This is a genomic window from Sphingomonas montanisoli, assembly GCF_008274695.1.
GTDB lineage: Bacteria > Pseudomonadota > Alphaproteobacteria > Sphingomonadales > Sphingomonadaceae > Rhizorhabdus > Rhizorhabdus montanisoli.
In genome coordinates this window covers 114,291-131,690 of the sequence record NZ_VTOU01000006.1, presented here as the reverse complement: position 1 = coordinate 131,690, position 17,400 = coordinate 114,291, and the positions used below count along the sequence as shown (strand labels likewise).

18 protein-coding genes are annotated in these 17,400 nt (G+C 63.6%); 9 read left to right on the top strand and 9 right to left on the bottom strand.

The window, feature by feature from the left end:
• The 4 genes from FYJ91_RS19915 to FYJ91_RS19900 all read right to left on the bottom strand — a co-directional run.
• Nucleotides 1–829: TDT family transporter (locus FYJ91_RS19915; RefSeq protein WP_246152771.1), on the bottom strand; the 829-nt coding region annotated here is incomplete at its 3' end.
• Nucleotides 826–1,698, bottom strand: a complete 873-nt coding sequence (locus FYJ91_RS19910; RefSeq protein ID WP_149524073.1) for a LysR substrate-binding domain-containing protein — start codon at nt 1,696–1,698, stop codon at nt 826–828. The genes FYJ91_RS19910 and FYJ91_RS19915, both read right to left, overlap by 4 nt.
• Before the next feature lie 95 nt (nt 1,699–1,793).
• Complete coding sequence (locus FYJ91_RS19905; RefSeq protein WP_181008602.1) at nt 1,794–2,312, bottom strand: DsbA family protein; 519 nt, start codon at nt 2,310–2,312, stop codon at nt 1,794–1,796.
• A 212-nt stretch (nt 2,313–2,524) separates the two neighbouring features.
• Nucleotides 2,525–3,127, bottom strand: coding sequence for a uracil-DNA glycosylase (locus FYJ91_RS19900; protein ID WP_149524071.1), 603 nt, complete (start codon nt 3,125–3,127; stop codon nt 2,525–2,527).
• A 116-nt stretch (nt 3,128–3,243) separates the two neighbouring features.
• On the opposite strand from FYJ91_RS19900, the gene FYJ91_RS19895 reads away from it, so the two are divergent.
• The 4 genes from FYJ91_RS19895 to FYJ91_RS19880 all read left to right on the top strand — a co-directional run bounded on the left by FYJ91_RS19895 (nt 3,244) and on the right by FYJ91_RS19880 (nt 6,387).
• Entirely contained in the window at nt 3,244–3,732 is a 489-nt protein-coding gene (locus FYJ91_RS19895; RefSeq protein ID WP_149524070.1) for a hypothetical protein, read from the top strand.
• Between the two features lie 113 nt (nt 3,733–3,845).
• The gene (locus tag FYJ91_RS19890; RefSeq protein WP_149524069.1) at nt 3,846–5,264 is read left to right on the top strand and encodes a cytochrome ubiquinol oxidase subunit I; all 1,419 of its coding nucleotides are present in this window, start codon (nt 3,846–3,848) and stop codon (nt 5,262–5,264) included.
• Nucleotides 5,261–6,268: a cytochrome d ubiquinol oxidase subunit II gene (cydB, locus tag FYJ91_RS19885; protein WP_149524068.1), complete on the top strand. Its 1,008-nt coding sequence runs from the start codon at nt 5,261–5,263 to the stop codon at nt 6,266–6,268. The genes FYJ91_RS19890 and cydB overlap by 4 nt, the downstream gene beginning before the upstream one ends.
• Complete coding sequence (locus FYJ91_RS19880) at nt 6,226–6,387, top strand: DUF2474 domain-containing protein (protein ID WP_149524067.1); 162 nt, start codon at nt 6,226–6,228, stop codon at nt 6,385–6,387. The genes cydB and FYJ91_RS19880 overlap by 43 nt, the downstream gene beginning before the upstream one ends.
• Nucleotides 6,388–6,447: 60 nt before the next feature.
• Here the strand turns inward: FYJ91_RS19880 and FYJ91_RS19875 are convergent, their stop codons facing one another.
• The 5 genes from FYJ91_RS19875 to FYJ91_RS19855 all read right to left on the bottom strand — a co-directional run bounded on the left by FYJ91_RS19875 (nt 6,448) and on the right by FYJ91_RS19855 (nt 12,923).
• The gene (locus FYJ91_RS19875; protein ID WP_149524066.1) at nt 6,448–8,529 is read right to left on the bottom strand and encodes a heavy metal translocating P-type ATPase; all 2,082 of its coding nucleotides are present in this window, start codon (nt 8,527–8,529) and stop codon (nt 6,448–6,450) included.
• A 2-nt stretch (nt 8,530–8,531) separates the two neighbouring features.
• Entirely contained in the window at nt 8,532–9,434 is a 903-nt protein-coding gene (locus FYJ91_RS19870) for a c-type cytochrome (protein WP_149524065.1), read from the bottom strand.
• Nucleotides 9,435–9,553: 119 nt separating this feature from the next.
• Entirely contained in the window at nt 9,554–10,756 is a 1,203-nt protein-coding gene (locus tag FYJ91_RS19865) for a c-type cytochrome (protein WP_149524064.1), read from the bottom strand.
• Nucleotides 10,753–11,373, bottom strand: a complete 621-nt coding sequence (locus FYJ91_RS19860; protein ID WP_149524063.1) for a cbb3-type cytochrome c oxidase subunit II — start codon at nt 11,371–11,373, stop codon at nt 10,753–10,755. Before FYJ91_RS19860 ends, FYJ91_RS19865 begins: the two co-directional genes overlap by 4 nt.
• The gene (locus tag FYJ91_RS19855) at nt 11,370–12,923 is read right to left on the bottom strand and encodes a cbb3-type cytochrome c oxidase subunit I (protein WP_149524062.1); all 1,554 of its coding nucleotides are present in this window, start codon (nt 12,921–12,923) and stop codon (nt 11,370–11,372) included. The genes FYJ91_RS19860 and FYJ91_RS19855 overlap by 4 nt, the downstream gene beginning before the upstream one ends.
• 166 nt (nt 12,924–13,089) lie before the next feature.
• On the opposite strand from FYJ91_RS19855, the gene FYJ91_RS19850 reads away from it, so the two are divergent.
• Genes FYJ91_RS19850 through FYJ91_RS19830 form a run of 5 tightly spaced genes read left to right on the top strand, consistent with a single transcriptional unit; the run spans nt 13,090 to nt 17,397 of the window.
• The gene (locus FYJ91_RS19850; protein WP_219822626.1) at nt 13,090–13,647 is read left to right on the top strand and encodes a DsrE family protein; all 558 of its coding nucleotides are present in this window, start codon (nt 13,090–13,092) and stop codon (nt 13,645–13,647) included.
• Between the two features lie 22 nt (nt 13,648–13,669).
• Complete coding sequence (locus FYJ91_RS19845) at nt 13,670–14,662, top strand: substrate-binding domain-containing protein (RefSeq protein WP_149524061.1); 993 nt, start codon at nt 13,670–13,672, stop codon at nt 14,660–14,662.
• Nucleotides 14,659–15,408 carry a substrate-binding domain-containing protein gene (locus FYJ91_RS19840; RefSeq protein ID WP_149524060.1) on the top strand — a complete coding sequence of 250 codons (750 nt, stop codon included), beginning with the start codon at nt 14,659–14,661 and terminating at the stop codon, nt 15,406–15,408. The genes FYJ91_RS19845 and FYJ91_RS19840 overlap by 4 nt, the downstream gene beginning before the upstream one ends.
• Before the next feature lie 28 nt (nt 15,409–15,436).
• Nucleotides 15,437–15,964, top strand: a complete 528-nt coding sequence (gene copM, locus FYJ91_RS19835; protein WP_246152769.1) for a CopM family metallochaperone — start codon at nt 15,437–15,439, stop codon at nt 15,962–15,964.
• Nucleotides 15,961–17,397: a YncE family protein gene (locus FYJ91_RS19830; protein WP_149524059.1), complete on the top strand. Its 1,437-nt coding sequence runs from the start codon at nt 15,961–15,963 to the stop codon at nt 17,395–17,397. Before copM ends, FYJ91_RS19830 begins: the two co-directional genes overlap by 4 nt.
• The last annotated feature ends 3 nt before the right edge of the window (nt 17,398–17,400 follow it).

Here is a 17,400-nt window from a genome sequence, read left to right as displayed (position 1 = left end):
GTGCCACGCCGGCGATCGACGCGAGGCCGTGTGCGGAAAGGATGGCGGGCGCGTCGCCTCCCAGCACCAGCATGCCCAGCGCGCCGGTGCCGATCGGGCCGAGCGCGAGCCAGCTCGACGCGGCCATGCCTTCATGCGGCAGCTTGTGGAGCGCCATGCGCAGGATGAGCAGCGCGAGGATACTGAAGGCGACCGGCACCGAATAGGCCCAGAGCACATAGGAAGTGAGCAGCGTCACGAACTGCGCATGCGGATCGGCGAGATGCGGTGCGAGCAGGCCGCCGCTTGCCGCCGCGACCTCGGCCGCGACCACCGGCAGAAGCCAGACGGCGGTCATGCCGTCGAGGCTGTGCTCGTGGCGAGTGAACATGAAATAGGGAATGACGACGCCGCAGGTCACGGCCATCGCGACATCGATCCACCACAGGACATGCGCTACACTGACGATGCCGTCGCCGAACCGGGCGATCCCAAAGGCGAGGCAGCCGTTGATGATCGTGGCGAGGCCCATCGGGATCGTGCCGATGAACATCGACACCGTGTTGTGGCCGAAGATCCGCCGCGCCTCATGGCCGAACATGATCCAGCGTGCCGAATAGAGGCCGGTGAAGAGCGCGAAGAGCGCGATATTGAAGAACCAAAGCACCTCGCCGACCGGCTTGAGCGTCGGGCCGATGCCGGGCACCTGCGGGAGCGCGAGCGCGAGGATGCCGGTGCCCATGGTCGCGGCGAACCAGTTGGGGGTGAACTGGCGGATCATCTCGCGCGGATGATCAAGCCGGGAGAGCGGGCGCAGGCCATTCAGGACGGAGGGCATATCGTCATTCACTGTGCCTGCTCCTTGATAAGGTCCGTCAGCGCATCGGCCGCACGGGTGCGGTAGCGCTCTTTGTGACGTAACGCGTGGAAAGGCCGGTCAGGCAAGCCGAGCGGCAGCTCGACCAGATCGCCGACGTTCAGAGCGCGCGCTACGACCAATCGCGACAGCGCGGCGACACCAGCGCCCGCTTCGACCGCCGTGCGGACGGCTTCGTTCGACGGCAGCGTCATCGCGATCTTCATCCGTGCCGGGTCGAAACCGCGCGTCCGCAGTGTCTCCTCAAAGGTCGATCGGGTGCCCGATCCTTGCTCGCGGACGATCCAGCGGGCCTCGCGCAGCCAATCCTCGTCGACCAGTTCCGTATCCTCGCTACCAACCAACACCATCGTGTCACGGCCGACCACCCAGTGCGCCAGCGCTGGCTCGTCCACCACGCCCTCCACGAACCCAAGTTCGGCCGCGCCGCTCAGCACCTGCGCGGAGACACCCTCGGTATTGTCGATAGCCAGCTCGACCGCGATCTGCGGGTGGCGCTCGTGAAAGGCGGCGAGTTTGGACGGCAGCCAGTAGCTGGCGATCGTCTGGCTGGCGACGAGCTTGAGCGTCCCGCGCTCCAGCCCACCATATTCGGCAAGCATCATTTCCGCATGTGCGGCACGGCCCAGCACAGCGCGCGCTTCATCGAGAAACGCAGCACCAGCCTCGGTCAGCTGGATACCGCGCCCGACGCGGTGAAACAGTGGCACGCCATGGCGCCCCTCCAGGGCGGCGATCGCACCCGATGCCGCAGACTGTGTGACATTCAGCGCTTCGGCCGCGCGCGTCACATGCTCGCGCTCTGCCACGCCAACGAATATTCTCAATTGCTCAAGCGTCATGATTGATCTCCTGAAGCGAGCGATACGCCTCGCCGATCAATCTATCAAACGACTTGATTAGTTTATTCCAATCTCATTTGACGATTGATTGACTGCTACAGCCACTGCTTTGTCGAGCGTCGGGCGCCATAAGAGCGCGCGAGGGCGTCAGTATCGCGCAACGTTGCCGAGATCGCGCCGCGGCGCGTGTCGAGATCACGATGCAGGCGGTCCGTATCAAGCCCGGCCCGCTTCGCGGCCTGCGACATGTCGTTCGCGCTCATCGCCGTTGGTGTGGTCATCAGCGCATCATGAAAAGCTGCGTGCCTGCCCTGCATCGCGCTTGCGATCGCCCACCGCGCCGCTTGCTCGGACTGCGCGCCCAGCACTGGCCAGTCCCTGTAGACGATCCGGACGTCAGGATTGTCGCGGCGAAAGTCCTCCAGCACTGCATGGAAAGCGCGGCAATGCCCGCACCGGTAATCTGAAAAGACGCTGACGACGGTCGCGGAGTCGCGCGGGCCGGCGGCCGGGACATCCGCTCCGTTCGAGAAGATCGGCTGGACGTCGGCATTGCTGCACGCGCCGGTGAGCATCATCGCGCAGGCGGCGAGAGTCTGGGTGAAGGTTCGCATGGAAGCGGACCTAGCCTCCGATCGCCACATAGGTCCAAATGGGATCGGCGATCATTTCGATCTGCTTGTATAGCTTTCGATGCGAGCTCGTCCCGGTGACCAAATTCAGCGCCCCCGGGCACACCGTCGTCGTGGCGCTGAATGTCGCTTTTGCGCTCCCGGAGGCGATGGTCGAATGGCTGCTCGGCGGCATATCCCGTCGCTTGCTGCCTTTAAGCGAAACCCCCTTCCTTATACATTGAGCCGAGCCGGGCGGCGGCTGCGGACAGCGTATCGCGGATCGCAGCGGGGACGGCCGGGCTGGTGCAGACATTGGCCGGGCTGGGATGCGGCATGGTGAAGAGGGCAACATTGGGTCGGCCGGCGGCGATGACCGGCGCAGCTTCGCGCGCAACACGGCCTGCCAGCACCACGGTCGTCAGGCGCGGCAGCAAGGCAAGCAGGCCAGGCAGCGTTGCCAGCCCCTCTCGGATTTCAGCGCGACGCAGCGGACGGCCGCGCGCGCCAGGTGCGTGAACGATCCACGGCACGCAGTTCCACAACAGCATATCCGTCCGCGTGATGCCCGCACCGTCCAGAAATCGCGCGAGGTTCCGCTGAGTGCCGCCCGCATTATCCCGCGACACAAAGCGGACCGGCGCGTCACCCGGCCCCGGTGTTTCCAGCAGAATGAACAGCCGCGCGTCGATGCCCCCATCGCGCGGATCGAAATGCGGTACTGGTCGTCCCTGCGCAACCGTGTTGCGCCAGTTTTCGAGCGGAACCATGTGCGGAAACCGGAGCAACCCTTGTCGATCATCGGCATCCGGATCCATCGATCTCCTTTCCGGATTGGAATCACAAGAACGATCGGTTGGACCGATCCGTTGCAGCGGGCCATCTTCCCTACACGACGCCGCGCATTCCGCGCTCCGCCGCAAATGGAGTTACGATGATGGCGATCCCCGCCCCGCAAGTCGAGCATAAGGTCCCGGCGGTGGACCTGATCCCGCGCCCGATGCTGACCCTTGTCCATGATGCCGACAATTATGACGCGATCGAGCGCACCGCGCCCGGTGTTGCCTCGCGCGGCGTGCATCCGGGTGCGCAAATTGCGCTGGTCAGCCTATATGCGGCGATGCTCGTCAGCTTCTGGGCCTTCTTCGCCCGTGACACCGAAGCCGCGCTTGTCATGGCAATGGTGACAGTGGTGATGATCGTGTATTTCGGCCTGATCGTCGGCGGGATCCTGGTCGCGGATGCGCCGGTGCCCGGCGAACCGCGGCGCAGCTTCACGGCCTTTCTGGACGGTACGGTCGAGACGCTGAACGAGGTCATCACCGGCCGTCAGGCAGTCATACAGATGCTGTTCCTGCCGGCCTGTATGCTGATGTTGGCTACCATCATCGGGATAATCGCCCGCGTGTCTCAGGCGAGCTGAGGCAAACCCCACGGGTGGCAAAACGGACATCGGCAGGCGACCGAGGAACCCATCTCTTATAGAGAGGTAGTTCCAGTCGGCGCCTGAACCGGTTGAGAGAGGAACTTTCTGTGATGGAGCATCTCGATCCCGTGATCCTCGCCCGCGCGCAATTCGCGTTCACGGTTTCGTTCCATTTCATTTTCCCGGCCTTCTCGATTGGGCTGGCAAGCTATCTGCTTGTGCTCGAAACGTTATGGCTTCGCACCGGGCGGCAACTCTATCTCGATCTTTTCCGCTATTGGGTGAAGATCTTTGCCGTCGCCTTCGGCATGGGCGTCGTCTCTGGTATCGTCATGTCCTACCAGTTCGGGACCAACTGGTCGGTGTTCTCGGCCAAGGCTGGCCCGGTGATCGGCCCGATCATGGCCTATGAGGTGCTGACCGCCTTCTTCCTCGAAGCTGGCTTTCTCGGTGTCATGCTGTTTGGGAGGCGCAAGGTCGGACCCGGTCTGCACCTGTTTGCAACCGCGATGGTCGCACTCGGCACGCTCATTTCTGCCACGTGGATCGTCAGCGCCAACAGCTGGATGCACACGCCAGCCGGGTTCGCGATCAACGCGAAAGGACAGTTTGTGCCGGCCGGCTCCTGGTGGCCGATCATCTTCAATCCCAGCTTCCCGTACCGGGTCGTGCATACAGTGATCGGCGCCTACCTCACGACGTCACTGGTGGTCGGCGCGGTTGGTGCCTGGCATCTGCTACGCGACACCGGTAACCAGCACGCGCGCAAGATGTTTTCGATGGCGATGTGGATGGCGGCATTGGTGGCGCCGTTGCAGATCTTCGCCGGCGACACGCAGGGGCTCAATACGCTCGAGCATCAGCCTGCAAAGATCGCGGCGATGGAGGGGCATTTCGACAGCCACCCGCATGGAGCGCCACTGATCCTCTTCGGTATCCCCGACACAGCGAAGCGACGCATGGACTATGCTGTCGAGGTGCCAAAACTCTCTTCGCTGATCCTCAAACATGATCTTAATGCGCCGCTGACGGGCCTCGATGCCTATCCGGCTGACCGCGTGCCGCCGGTCTCGATCCTGTTCTGGTCGTTTCGCATCATGGTCGGCCTGGGGTTTGCAATGCTGGGACTGGGATTTTGGAGCCTGTGGGCGCGCTGGCGCGGACGTCTCTTTGAGAATCGCTGGCTACAGCGCGCGGCGATTCTGATGGGGCCGTCGGGTTTTGTCGCGGTGCTTGCCGGCTGGGTCACCACCGAGGTCGGCCGACAGCCCTGGACGGTTTACGGCCATCTGCTCACCGCCCAGTCGCATTCCCCACTGGCCGCGCCGGCCGTCGCAGCGTCGCTCACCGCCTTCGTGCTGGTCTATTTCGCTGCATTTGGTGCCGGCACCTGGTATATCCTTCGCCTGATGGCGCATGCGCCCCATGCTGGCGAGCCCGAGCCTGCCGCCATGCCGTTGCGCGCTGCGGGGATTACCCCGGCACCCGCAGTCGATGCCGATGGACCGAAAACGGAGCCAGACGCTTGAGCTACGATCTCGATCTGTCGACCGCCTGGGCTTTCATCATCGCGTTCGCAGTCTTTGCCTATGTGGTCATGGATGGTTTCGACCTCGGCATCGGCATCCTGTTTCCGACCCTCAAGGTTGGCGACGAGCGCGATGCCGCGATGAACAGCATCGCGCCGGTTTGGGACGGCAACGAAACCTGGCTGGTGCTCGGCGGTGGCGGTCTCATGGCGGCATTCCCCGATGCCTATGCGATCATCCTGCCGGCTACCTATCCGTTGATGATTGCGATGTTGCTGGGGCTCGTGTTCCGCGGCGTGGCGTTCGAGTTCCGCTGGCGGCATGCGCCACACCGCGCGCTGTGGGATGCCGCCTTCACCATAGGCTCAGTCGTGGCCACGCTGGCCCAGGGCATTGCCCTCGGCGCGATCCTGCAGGGTATCAGCGTGCGTGACGGCGCCTATGCCGGCGGATGGCTCGACTGGCTCTCGCCGTTCTCGCTGCTGACGGGCGCGTCGCTGCTCGTCGGCTATGCATTGCTCGGCGCGTGCTGGCTCGTCTGGAAGACCGAAGGCTCAGGTCAGACTCATGCCCGCCGCATGGCGTTCAGACTGGCGATCGCGATGCTGATCGCGCTTGCCGCGGTCAGCGCCGCCACACCTTTCCTCAGCTACGATTACTGGCGGCGATGGTTCGCCGTGCCGGGCGTATTCGTGACCGCGCAGGTTCCGGTGCTGGTGCTCGTCACCGCTGTCCTGTTCTTTCGCTCGCTGGGCAAAGGCGGCGAGCGGGCACCGTTCCTTCTGGCGCTGGCGTTATTTCTGTTGGGTTTTGTGGGGCTCGGGATCTCCATCTATCCCTATATCGTGCCGCGCAGCCTGACGATCTGGGATGCGGCGGCACCTGCATCGAGCCAGCTGTTCATGCTGGTTGGTGCGGTCGTGATCATACCGGTAATTCTCGCTTATACCGGCTGGGCCTATTGGGTGTTTCGCGGCAAGGTCGCTGCGGACGGCTATCATTGAAGCAGCCACCGTTCTGGCAGCGTCTCACATGGATGGCCGCGATCTGGCTTGCGAGTGTGACCGCGCTGGGTTTGGTTGCCGCCATGCTCCGCTGGTGGCTGACCGGACGAGTCGGCTAATTGCCGCGCATAGCTCGCACGCGGTAGACCAGCCGATCATCGGCGTCGCCGGCAAGCCTATCAGCGAACCCGCATGGCGTTGAGCGTCACGAGGCACGAACTCGACAGCATGGCGACGGCGGCAAACAGCGGTGTCAATAGGCCCAGCGTCGCGAGCGGCAGCGCGATCAGATTGTAGCCGAGAGCAAGCATGAAATTCTGTCGGATCACCGCGCGCGTCCGAAGCGCGAGGTGCCAGGCCGGCAACACAGTCTCGATCCCGCCGTGCTCGAACAACAGGCCGGCGGTCGCCGCTGCGGCGGCATGGGCTCGGGACACAGTAATTCCGCAGTCCGCGGCAGCGATCGCCGGGGCGTCGTTGACGCCATCGCCTACGACGACAACCGGGCGCAATGTCGTTCCCACCAGGCGTGCCTTGTCGGCGGGCGAGCAGCCCGCATGCACCGCCTCCTCGGGAATGCCGACGGTCTCCGCGACCGCACCAGCGGCGTCCGCGCTATCGCCGGTGGCAAGAAAGACGGTCACACCCGCGTTCCGCAATGCGGCGATCATGGTTGCGGCCGCCGGTTCGACCGTATCGGCCAGACCGATCGAACCGACCGGCAAATCGTCCAGGGTGACGTCGAGCCATGTCCGACCGTCCGTCCTGGCCGTGGCGGCCGAGGTGACCCGGATACGTCTGCCCGAAGCGTCCGATCCCTCCGCCCCGCGTTCCATTCGCTTGCCGCCGGCACCCGATCCGTCGCCGCCCAGCGCCCGTGCGATCGGATGATCGATGCCATGCTCGGCGTTCGCAGCGCAGGCGAGCAGGTCATCCGCGTTGAACGGTGCGGTTGGTTCCACCGCGTCAATTCGCAATACACCCTGCGTCAGCGTGCCGGTCTTGTCGAAGACGACGGTACGCAGCGTCGCCAGCGCCTCAAGCGCGGCCGGGTCGGCGATCCGAATCCCTTGGTGACCACCCACCACGGCAGCCCGGATATGTGCGAGCGGTGCGGCGATGGCCAACGCGCACGGGCAAATGATGATCAATGCGGCAAGTGCGCGCGTTGCGGCCTCGGCGAGCGAGCCTGCATGTGCAAGGCAAAGGACTGCGGCGGTTGTCGCTGCAAGGGGGGCAGCGACCAAAAGCCGCCCAACCCAGCGATCGAGCTCGCGGGCCGGCTCGCCACGCGAAGCGATCTCGATCGCGATCCGACCGCCCATTCGGTCGATGTCCCGGTCGCCATGGACGCGATCTACCTGGATCGTCAGCCGTCGCTGGAGATTGGTGACGCCTGCCTGAATGCGATCACCCGGCCCGACGGGAACGGCTATCGACTCGCCAGTCATCACCGCGCGGTCGATCATGCTTTCGCCAGTGACGATGACGCCGTCAGCAAGCGCCGTCGCACCCGCGTCGATCATGATCGTAGCATTGAGTTGCAGCGAGCATATCGAGACAATCGTCCCTTCCACGGTTGTCACAAGCTCAGCGGCCGCAACTTTCTCAAGTGCCGACAACGCCAGGATTGCGCCGCGTCGCACGCGCGTCTCGATCAATCGCCCGACCAGCAACAAGGTCACCAGCATCGTTGCCGTATCGAAATAGACAAGCGCCTCGCCACGAAGCAGCGCTTCAAGCGACAATAGTACCGCGCCGGTCGCGCCGATCGCGATGAGGAGGTCCAGTCCTGGCGCGCCGAGCCGGACCGATCGCCACGCCATGCGGAAGACTGCGGCACCGGAATAGAGCAGCACCGGCACCGCAAACAGGCCGGATGTGAGCGCGATCCACCAGGCAATCGCGGAAGGAATATCCGGTTGGGCATAGAGGATGAGGGCCGCACCCATCGACCACATCCCAAACACGACTGCTACCGCGAGGCGGATCGTGAGTCTGCGGACCTCGCGGTCGAACCGCGCGGCGGTTTCCTCGAGCCCATGTCGTTCCACCAATCTGTAGCCGGCATCGGCGACCTTGCGACTGATATCCGCTACCTCGCACCGAGCGCTGTCCCAGCGGATGAGCGCCGACGAGGTCACGAAATGGACGCCGGCGTCCATGATACCGTCGAGACCGGATAGCCGGCGCTCAAGCCCGTGCGCGCAGCCCGCGCAGAACAGCCCGTCGATGGCGAAGAGCTGCCGACGCTCCATCATGTTCAGCGGCGAGACGCCTGGACAGGCGCTTCGGTCCCGCTGCCGAGCAGGTGGCCGTCTACCGTCTTGCCGTAGAAGGTCTTCTCACCGCTATGAAAGGCGACGACATTCTCGGCGACGGTGCCTTTCTGTCGCGGGTCCTTCGGACGCTCCTGGCTGTCGATCCAGGCGGCCGCGTCCCAGGCCTGCTGGTCGGTCAGTGTGTTGCCCGCGCCGAGCGGCATGTTCGCCTTGATGAAGCCTGCTGCATTGTTGAGCTGCGCCATGCCGGCACCCCAATTGTAGCTGCGTGGCCCCCAGAGCGGCGGAAAGACCTGCCGCCCGTTGATGTCGGTTCGGCCTTGGCCATCATCGCCGTGGCAAGACGCGCAGTGCTGGGCATACACAGCGCGTCCGCGATCGCGATCATAGCCCGCTTGCGGCAGCTTGAGCTTGAGGAAGCCGGCACCCTTCAGCTTGGCGCCGGTCGGCGCGTTGCTTGCCAGCCAGTGGAAATAGGCCTCGAGATCGGCGTAGATCGGGTCGCCCTTTGGCGGAGGTCCTCCGCTTGGGCTTCCCTGCGCGTTCATCGAATAGCTGAAGCAACCATTGAGCCGGTCCTCCATGGTATTCATCTTTTTGTTCTTCGCGCGATATTGCGGATAGCTGACCCAGGCCGCCCACATCGGGGCGGAGTCGGCTTTTCGCCCGGCGTCGAGATGGCAGCTGCGGCACGCCAACTGGTTTCCGACAAACGGTTTCGCCTCGGTGCCGGTATTCTCAAAGATTGCCATCCCGTGTCTGATCGACGCGCCTTCCGGACCATCGGGGATCTTGCTCATCGGCGGCGGCGTGAATGAAAGCGGCACGTTGGCCGCGGGCGGGGAGTTTTCCCGCCCTCGAAAGGCAAATTCGTCGCGGACCATTATGGCGAACAGGAAAAGCAGAAGTCCTCCGGTGATTGCATAGATGCCGGTCCGGGTATTGCGACCACGAACCTTGTCATGTGCCGGCTCACGGGTCGCCGGATCCTCGTTTCTGTCGTTCATCGGGCATCCTTCCGGGCAGTGACCGGCGACGGTGGCAGTGTCGCGAGATAATCCGCCACGGCGCGCCGGTCCGTATCGTTGAGACGGGCAGCGATGGCGGGCATGACCGCACCCGGCCGTGACCTTGCGAACCGCGCGAGCGCGGCGAGACGTCCTGCTGTGTAACCCGGTTGCTGCGCCGCAATCGATGGCGTTGAAGGCGCGACCCCGAAACCCGAAGGTCCGTGGCAGGAGAAACAGGATGGCAGATTGCGACGGTCGTCGCCGTAGAGTGCCAGTTCGGCCCCCCGCGCCAAATCGCCTGCGAGCTCGGAACGTGATGTGGATGGAGAAGCCAGCGCGGCATAAAGGCGGCCAAGTCCACCGCGCTCCGAGGCGCTCAGTTGACTGGCGACGGGTCGCATGATGTCATTGGGCCGCGATCCGTTGGCGAACGCGAGCAATTGTCCGGCGATATAGTCTGCCGATTGTCCGGCAAGGCGGGGAACGCCATCGCGCCCCTCGCCATTGGCGCCGTGGCACGACGCGCACGACCAGCCGCCTGATTTCCCGTTCCGAGCGATCGACAGCGCTGTGGTATCTGCAGATGCTGATGCCGGCGGATGATAGGCAGGCTGGATACCGATGGCCGGGTCGAGCGCCGCCGCGATTTCCGCGCCACCACTCCATGGGATGCCGCGATTTGCGGTTCGCGCCCGCTCGGCAGCAACGAAGCGCGGATCGATGATCCCCCCTGGTCCCCACGTTCTCCGGACGGCGGTCGCCAGTCGCGCAAGCTGATCGTGGTCGAGGACGCTGCCAAAAGCCGGCATGTGTCCGTTAAAATCATCGCCATCGACCACGATTGGGCCATTGATGCCGTGCAGGAGGATCTGGACGATCACCCGCGGATCGGCCTGGACGAACCGCGAACTGGCGAGCGGCGGGATAGCGCCGCTGATCCCTGAGCCATCGGCCTGGTGACAGGTGGCGCACCGCTCGGCAAACAGGGCGGAGCCGGTCATCGTCTGCCGACGCTCCAGCGCGTTCGCCTCCATCAAGCGCTCGCGCGCGCCGGTACGATCTGCGGTACTGTCCTGCCAAAGTGTCAAAGCACCCCACAAGGCAAGGGCGATCGCGACCCAGTATACGGGCAAGGGCACGCGCCGCCTGGGTTCGTAAGGCTCGTAGGCCTCGTCGACCGGTCCGGGTTTGCTCACTGCGTCGCTCCGCCACGGCTATAGCCGTCATCGCGGATTGCCGATCTCGGCACGGGATAGGTTCGATCAAGCGAAAGCAGGTACGCGACCAGATCCCTGGCTTGGGGCCTGGCGACGACGACCTTGCCCGGAATGCGCCGATCCTCGGGAAGCCAGACGACACGATCCCCCGGACTTGCCCGATCCTTCACCTCGAACAGGAAAGGATAGGCCGGCATGATGCTCCATGCCGACACCGCTCTTGGCTGGTAAAGATGGGTCAGTTGCCAGGAGGCGCTTGGCAGGCGCGCGCCGACATTCAGCAGGTCGGGACCGGTACGCATCGTGCCCATCAGATGCGGGCTGTCATAGGCATAATCGGCGGCGATCGATGCGCGCCCCCATCCGCGTTCCGCATCCGGTGCCTGATCCGGCGCGCGGGGCTGCTGACTATGGCAATAGACACAGCCAAGCGACGAGTAGAGCGCCCGGCCACGCAATTGCTCGGTTGTATAGGGCTTCAGCCCTGCGGCAGCCGGCTCGCGGCCAATCTGGACCTTGGGTGCGACGACCAGCATCACGGTCGCGAACGCCAGGATCGCCATCGCGAGAATGACGAGGGGAAGCGACCGGTTCATGCGAGCGCTCCGTTGCGCGACCCTGGCCGGGCCAGAACAAAAATGCCGACGACATTGATCGCCAGCAGGACATGCCCGATCGTCATCACCATGCCGCCGACCGATCGCGCTTCCAGATAGGGCTTGAGCAGGATCACGCTGTCCGCAAAGGGGCGTCCGGCATCGAGCATCGCCACGCCTTGCAACCAGCCGCCGACGCTCAATGCGATGAAATAGATGACGAAACCGACCACGACGCACCAGAAATGGGCGGTGATGAGGCCTGGCCACGGCCAGAGGCGTCCGGTGATGCGGGGCAGCATGTAGTAAATGCTGCCGAACATGATGAAGCTGGCGAAGCCATAAGCCCCCAGATGCGCATGGCCGATGGTGAACTGGGTGAAATGTGTCACCGTGTTGATCGAACGTAGTGCCTCGAGCGATCCCTCGAACGAGGCGAGCGTGTACATGATCGCGCCGAGCGAGATGAAGCGCAGCGGGAACGACGCCTTGAACGCCCAGAGGTTACGCGCGACGACGACATGCTGATTGATGGCAACCGCGAGCACGGGCACGAACATCATCACGCTCTGTACGATCGAGAGCGTCACGACCCAGGTCGGCACCGGACCGCCGATCAAGTGGTGGATACCGACCTGGCTGTAGAACAACGCCAGTGCCCAGAAGCCGATCAGCGAGAGCGAGTAGGAATAGACCGGCTTACCGATGATCTTGGGAATGAAATAATAGGCCGCGCCCAAACCGAGCGGGGTCAGCCACAAGCCGAGCACATTGTGGGCGAACCACCAGTTCACCGTCGCCTGTTCAGCGCCGACGAAGATGCCCGGAATGTTGGCGACGATGAACAACGCGGGAAACCAGCAGAGGGCGGCCAGGAAATACCAGCCCGAGACGTAGATATGCTCGACCGATCGCGCGAAGGCGGTGCGCAGCAGCGGCACGACGGCGAGACCGCCACCAATCGCGAGCAGCGTGTCGATCTGCCACGGAATTTCCAGCCACTCCTCGCCATCGGTCCAACCGCTGGCAATGGCGATACAACCGGCGATCAGGCCGGCGTTCCAGATGATCGCGCCCCAGGTGGCAAAGCGCGGTGATCGCAGCGGGGTGTGGAATATCCGCGGGACGATCCAGGTTGCGGTGCCGATTCCGGCGAGCGACAGCCAGCCATAGATGACGAGCGTGAGATGCAACGTCCGAATCCGGCCAAACGTGAGCACGGCGCTTCCATCGAGCCAGTCCGGCAGGTGTAGTTTCAGCGAGGCGACAAGGCCGAAGAGCGAGCCCAGAACGAGCCACAGTACCGCAACGCCCAGAAACAGGCTGACGGGCCAGGCGGTCGATGCATCGATCGCGGCACGCTCGGTATCGGTGGGGGCGCTCCCGGCGGTCGGATCGTCAAGGCGGCCTTCCTCGCCCTCATGAAAGATGACGCGCGCCTGCTTCTGTCCGAACGAGAATTGATCGGTCGATACCGCCCAGATCAGCGCTGCCAGCCCCGCGAGCGAGACAAGAAAGCTGATGGCAAGAAAAAGCCCGATCGTCAGCACCTGAATTCGTCTCCGCTCGTTCTGTCACAGAACCGTGACGATAGGTGATGCGTTCCAGCAAAACCAATCACGGATTCAGATTGAAATGGTCAGCTTTCATCGTTGGTTATCCCGGTGGAAAAGGCCCAGCTTATGATCATCGGGCAGAGCCCACAGGAGGATTACGATGCGAAGGCTGATGAAGACCGGTGCCGCTGCCATTGCACTTGGATTTGCCGGGATGGCGATGGGAGCGGATATGCCGAAGGATTTCTGGACGACGCCGACGATCCACGGATATGGCAAGATCCATTACGTGGCCGATGCCGCCTACAAGCCGCGCGCGGACCAAACTTACAAGATCATATTCGCGCTCACCAAAGGCTCGAAGCAGCCCGGTGAGGTCAATCCCGCGCTCGATCGCGTCGCGCGGACGGTGAACCTGTACGTCGCATCGGGCGTGCCGCTCAAGAATTTGAAGTTCGTGGCGGTGGCCTATGGCGAGGCGACACCGCTCGTCCTCAACGATGCGCAATATCGCGCCAAGTTCGGTGTCGCGAACCCGAACCTTCCGCTTGTCGAGCAATTGCGCAAGGCGGGTGTCGATGTTTCGGTCTGCGCACAGGCGGTTGCCGAGCATGATTTTCAGGATGATTGGGTCGACAAAAGCGTGACGCTAGCCCTGTCCGGCCTGACCACCGTCACCAGGCTGGAGCATGACGGTTATGTGCTCATGCCTCTTTGATGCCAGCCCGGGAGTTTCAACGATGCACTATGCAAAGCTCGCCGCGCTTGCGGCGGCCGTCCTGAGCCTGGCTGGAGCCATGCCCGCCGCCGCCCAGTCGCAGGACGCGAATAAGGTAACTGATCTCGGCGTCTATCCGCCGTGGCAGGGGGGGAGAAACAATGATGCCGCCATGCGCGGCTTCGAGTTCACTATAGCGGACGCCGACAATCTCGCCGACTTCCACGGCAGCCCGCAGGATCCGATGCTGTCGCTTTATGTGGGCGGCAATTACTTCTTCGCGATGGCACCGCTCGTCGCCGCGTTCGAGCAGCGCTACCCCGAATATAAGGGGCGCCTCTATTGGGAAACGATCCCGCCGGGACTGCTTGTCCGGCAGATGAAAATGGGCGGCACAATCACGGTTGGCAACATGACGTGGACGGTCAAGCCGGACGTCTATCTGGCCGGCAAGAACGCCGTTCAAAAGCAGATGGATGACGGTTTGCTGGTCGGGCCGGTTGTCCCCTATGTCACCAACACGCTGGCGATTATGGTGCCCAAGGGCAATCCGGCCAAGGTCACCGGGCTTGCCAGTCTGGGAAACGCCAGCATCAAGCTGGCGATGCCCAATCCCGAGTTCGAAGGGATCGCACGGCAGATTTCTTCCGCGCTGGAAGCCGCTGGTGGCAAACCGCTTGCCGACAAGGTCTACAAGGCCAAGGTAGCCGATGGCACTTCGATCCTGACCCATATTCACCACCGACAGACGCCGCTTTGGATCATGCAGGGCAAGGCGCAGGCGGGCGTGACCTGGCAGTCCGAAGTTGCGTTCCAGATGCAGGCTGGGCACCCGATCGAAGGCGTCGAGATTCCTGCCGCACAGAATCAGACTGCCATCTATGCGGGCGCCATGGCCAAGGATGCGCCGCACCCGGAAGCCGCCAAGCGCTGGCTGGAGTTCATCCGGTCGCCGGAGGCGCTCGCCATCTTCGGCCGCTACGGCTTCAAGCCCTATCAGGAGACCACACAATGAAATCCCTGCTGCTCGCAGCCGTTGCTGCTGCAACCATGGCGCTCCCGGCATCTGCCGAAACCATCCATGTGTACGGTCCAGGCGGTCCTGCGCCTGCCATGAAGGAAGCGGCTGCGACCTTCGGCAAGGCGAATGGCGTTGAGGTGATCGTCACGGCCGGCCCGACCCCGGAATGGTCCGACGCGATGAAAGCCGATGGTGACGTCATCTACAGCGGGTCCGAAGTCATGATGAGTGACTTCGTCGCGACCTTTGCCGGTGCGATCATGCCCGCGACGGTCACGCCGCTCTACATGCGTCCAGCTGGCATTCTCGTCCGTCCCGGCAATCCGAAGCACATTCGCGGTTTCGCCGATCTGCTCAAGCCGGGCATCAAGATTGCGGTCGTCGATGGCGCCGGCCAACAGGGCATGTGGGAAGACATCGCCGGCAAGGATGGCGATATCGCCACGCTCAAGACGTTTCGCGGCAATATCGTGCTCTATGCCAAGAACACGGCACTCGGGCTGAAAGGCTGGAAAGCGGATCCGAGCATCGACGCCTGGGTCACCTTCCCGATCTGGGCGAAGGCCAATCCTGGCGTTGCCGACGTCGTGCCGCTTGAGGCCAACCGCCGCGTCTACCGCGATGCAGGCGTTGCGCTGACCGCGCGAGGCAATGACAAGCCGGGCGCCATGGCGTTTGTCCGCTTTCTGTCCAGCCCGCAGGGTGCTGCGATATTTCGCAAATGGGGTTGGCAGCAATAGTGCGGCGGCTCGAGAAGTGTAATGTCACATGGTGCGTGGCCTTGCGTGCTTGTCTTCCACGGTTTCGCGAGGCCGCTTCGAAGGTTCGCGCAATTGGCAGCGAAGTCTGCTCGCCAATACTTTGCCGTTCTGTTGGCTTGGTCGCCATCTGCCTCGAATGCTAAGGTTATGTGATGTTGACAAGAAGATGCCCTTGAAACTGATCCTGAGCCTTGCCGGCCTCAGCTTCGCGGCTTCGGCAGGCGCGCTTGCGGCGGCGCCACAGGACTTCGCCACCGATATGGCCGCCGCGATGGAGCGCATGCACCACGCAATGATGGTGGCGCCGTCCGGCGATCCTGACCGAGACTTCGCGGCGATGATGATCCCACATCATCAGGGCGCGATAGAGATGGCGGAGGCGCAGCTTCGCTACGGCAAGGACGAGCGGCTGCGCCGGCTCGCGCAGGGCATTATCGTCGAACAACGCCAGGAGATCGCCGTCATGCAGGCGATCCTGGCCGAGAAAGGCGCACCAAAGAATGCGCAGCATCAGCATCAGGGAGACGGACAATGAAGACCTTCACGATGGTGCTCGCCGTGCTGCCAGCGATTAGCCTGCTCACCGGCACGGCATTCGCGCAGCAGGTTCCCAATGCAAAGCCCGACCGCCCGATCAGCGCGCAGGACCGCTTCTACACCTCGGACCAGTTCTCCAACACTGTCTCGGTCATCGATCCGTCGACCAATCGGCTGCTGGGCGTGATCAAGCTCGGCGATCTGACACCCGCCAATCTCAGCCCGCTCTACAAGGGTCAGCTGCTTGTCCACGGCATGGGCTTCTCGCCCGACGGCAGGACGCTTGCGGTCATCTCGATCGGGTCTAACTCGGTGACGTTCATCGACACCGCCACCAACGCCATCAAGCACACGACCTACGTCGGCCGCTCGCCGCACGAAGCGTTCTTCCGTCCCGATGGCCGCGAGGTCTGGGTGAGCGTGCGCGGCGAGGACTATATCGCGGTGCTCGACGGCAGCAACTTCAAGGAGACCGGCCGGATCGCCGTTCCAAACGGGCCGGGTATGACGATCTTCTCACCCAACGGCAAATACGGTTACGTCTGCTCCAGCTTCTCGCCCGAGACCGTCGTGATCGACGCCCACACCAAGCGCATCGTCGGGCGTATAAAGCAGGACAGCCCGTTCTGCCCCGACATCGCTGCGACGCCGGACGGCAGGCAGGTCTGGCTGACGCTCAAGGACGTCGGCAAGGTCATGGTGTTCGATGCCAAGCCACCGTTCGCGGTGCTCAAGTCCATCGACACCGGCGCGATCACCAATCACGTGAACATCGCCCGCACGCCGCGCGGCCAGTTCGCTTATGTGACAGTCGGCACGCAGAATATCGTCAAGGTCTTCCGCACCGATAGCTTCGAACAGGTTGCGACCGTTCCTGTGGGCGCGTTGCCGCACGGCCTGTGGCCATCGGGCGATGGCAGCCGTATCTATGTCGGGTTGGAGAATGGCGACGGCGTCGCGGTGATCGATACCGTTACCAATCGCCTGCTCACCACGATCCCGATCGGACAGGGGCCGCAGGGCGTCGCCTATGTGCCCGGCGCGGTGCCTTCAGGGGATGGCATGACCAATCTCGTCCCGCTCGAAAAAGCCAACGGCAAGGTGCAGTTGACCCTATCCGGTCAGGGCCAGAGCCAGGTCACATTGTTCGATCAGGGACAGGTCCAGATCCTGCAGGCGGCCGTCGCCGGCCTGCCGCCCAAGCAGCCGTTCACGCTCGGCCTCGCCGCCAATCCCGATGGAACGGGCGCGGTCCAGCCGCTTGCCAAGTTCATGACCAACCCAGCGGGAGCGGCCATCGTCAACGCCGTAGGGCCGATCCGGCAGATCGTGACCGACGCGACGCCGGCGCAGCGGCGCTATCTTGTGATCCGTGTCGGCGATCCCGACGCTCCGGGCGCGGTTGTGCAACGACAGGCCACGACAAATTGATGA

Excerpts from the sequence above, each read along its gene's own strand:
- FYJ91_RS19910 (WP_149524073.1), bottom strand. The coding sequence starts at position 1,698 with ATGACGCTTGAGCAATTGAGAATATTCGTTGGCGTGGCAGAGCGCGAG.
- FYJ91_RS19905 (WP_181008602.1), bottom strand. The coding sequence starts at position 2,312 with ATGCGAACCTTCACCCAGACTCTCGCCGCCTGCGCGATGATGCTCACC.
- FYJ91_RS19900 (WP_149524071.1), bottom strand. The coding sequence starts at position 3,127 with ATGGATCCGGATGCCGATGATCGACAAGGGTTGCTCCGGTTTCCGCAC.
- FYJ91_RS19895 (WP_149524070.1), top strand. The coding sequence starts at position 3,244 with ATGATGGCGATCCCCGCCCCGCAAGTCGAGCATAAGGTCCCGGCGGTG.
- FYJ91_RS19890 (WP_149524069.1), top strand. The coding sequence starts at position 3,846 with ATGGAGCATCTCGATCCCGTGATCCTCGCCCGCGCGCAATTCGCGTTC.
- FYJ91_RS19875 (WP_149524066.1), bottom strand. The coding sequence starts at position 8,529 with ATGATGGAGCGTCGGCAGCTCTTCGCCATCGACGGGCTGTTCTGCGCG.
- FYJ91_RS19870 (WP_149524065.1), bottom strand. The coding sequence starts at position 9,434 with ATGGTCCGCGACGAATTTGCCTTTCGAGGGCGGGAAAACTCCCCGCCC.
- FYJ91_RS19860 (WP_149524063.1), bottom strand. The coding sequence starts at position 11,373 with ATGAACCGGTCGCTTCCCCTCGTCATTCTCGCGATGGCGATCCTGGCG.
- FYJ91_RS19850 (WP_219822626.1), top strand. The coding sequence starts at position 13,090 with ATGCGAAGGCTGATGAAGACCGGTGCCGCTGCCATTGCACTTGGATTT.
- FYJ91_RS19845 (WP_149524061.1), top strand. The coding sequence starts at position 13,670 with ATGCACTATGCAAAGCTCGCCGCGCTTGCGGCGGCCGTCCTGAGCCTG.
- FYJ91_RS19840 (WP_149524060.1), top strand. The coding sequence starts at position 14,659 with ATGAAATCCCTGCTGCTCGCAGCCGTTGCTGCTGCAACCATGGCGCTC.
- copM (WP_246152769.1), top strand. The coding sequence starts at position 15,437 with ATGGTGCGTGGCCTTGCGTGCTTGTCTTCCACGGTTTCGCGAGGCCGC.
- FYJ91_RS19830 (WP_149524059.1), top strand. The coding sequence starts at position 15,961 with ATGAAGACCTTCACGATGGTGCTCGCCGTGCTGCCAGCGATTAGCCTG.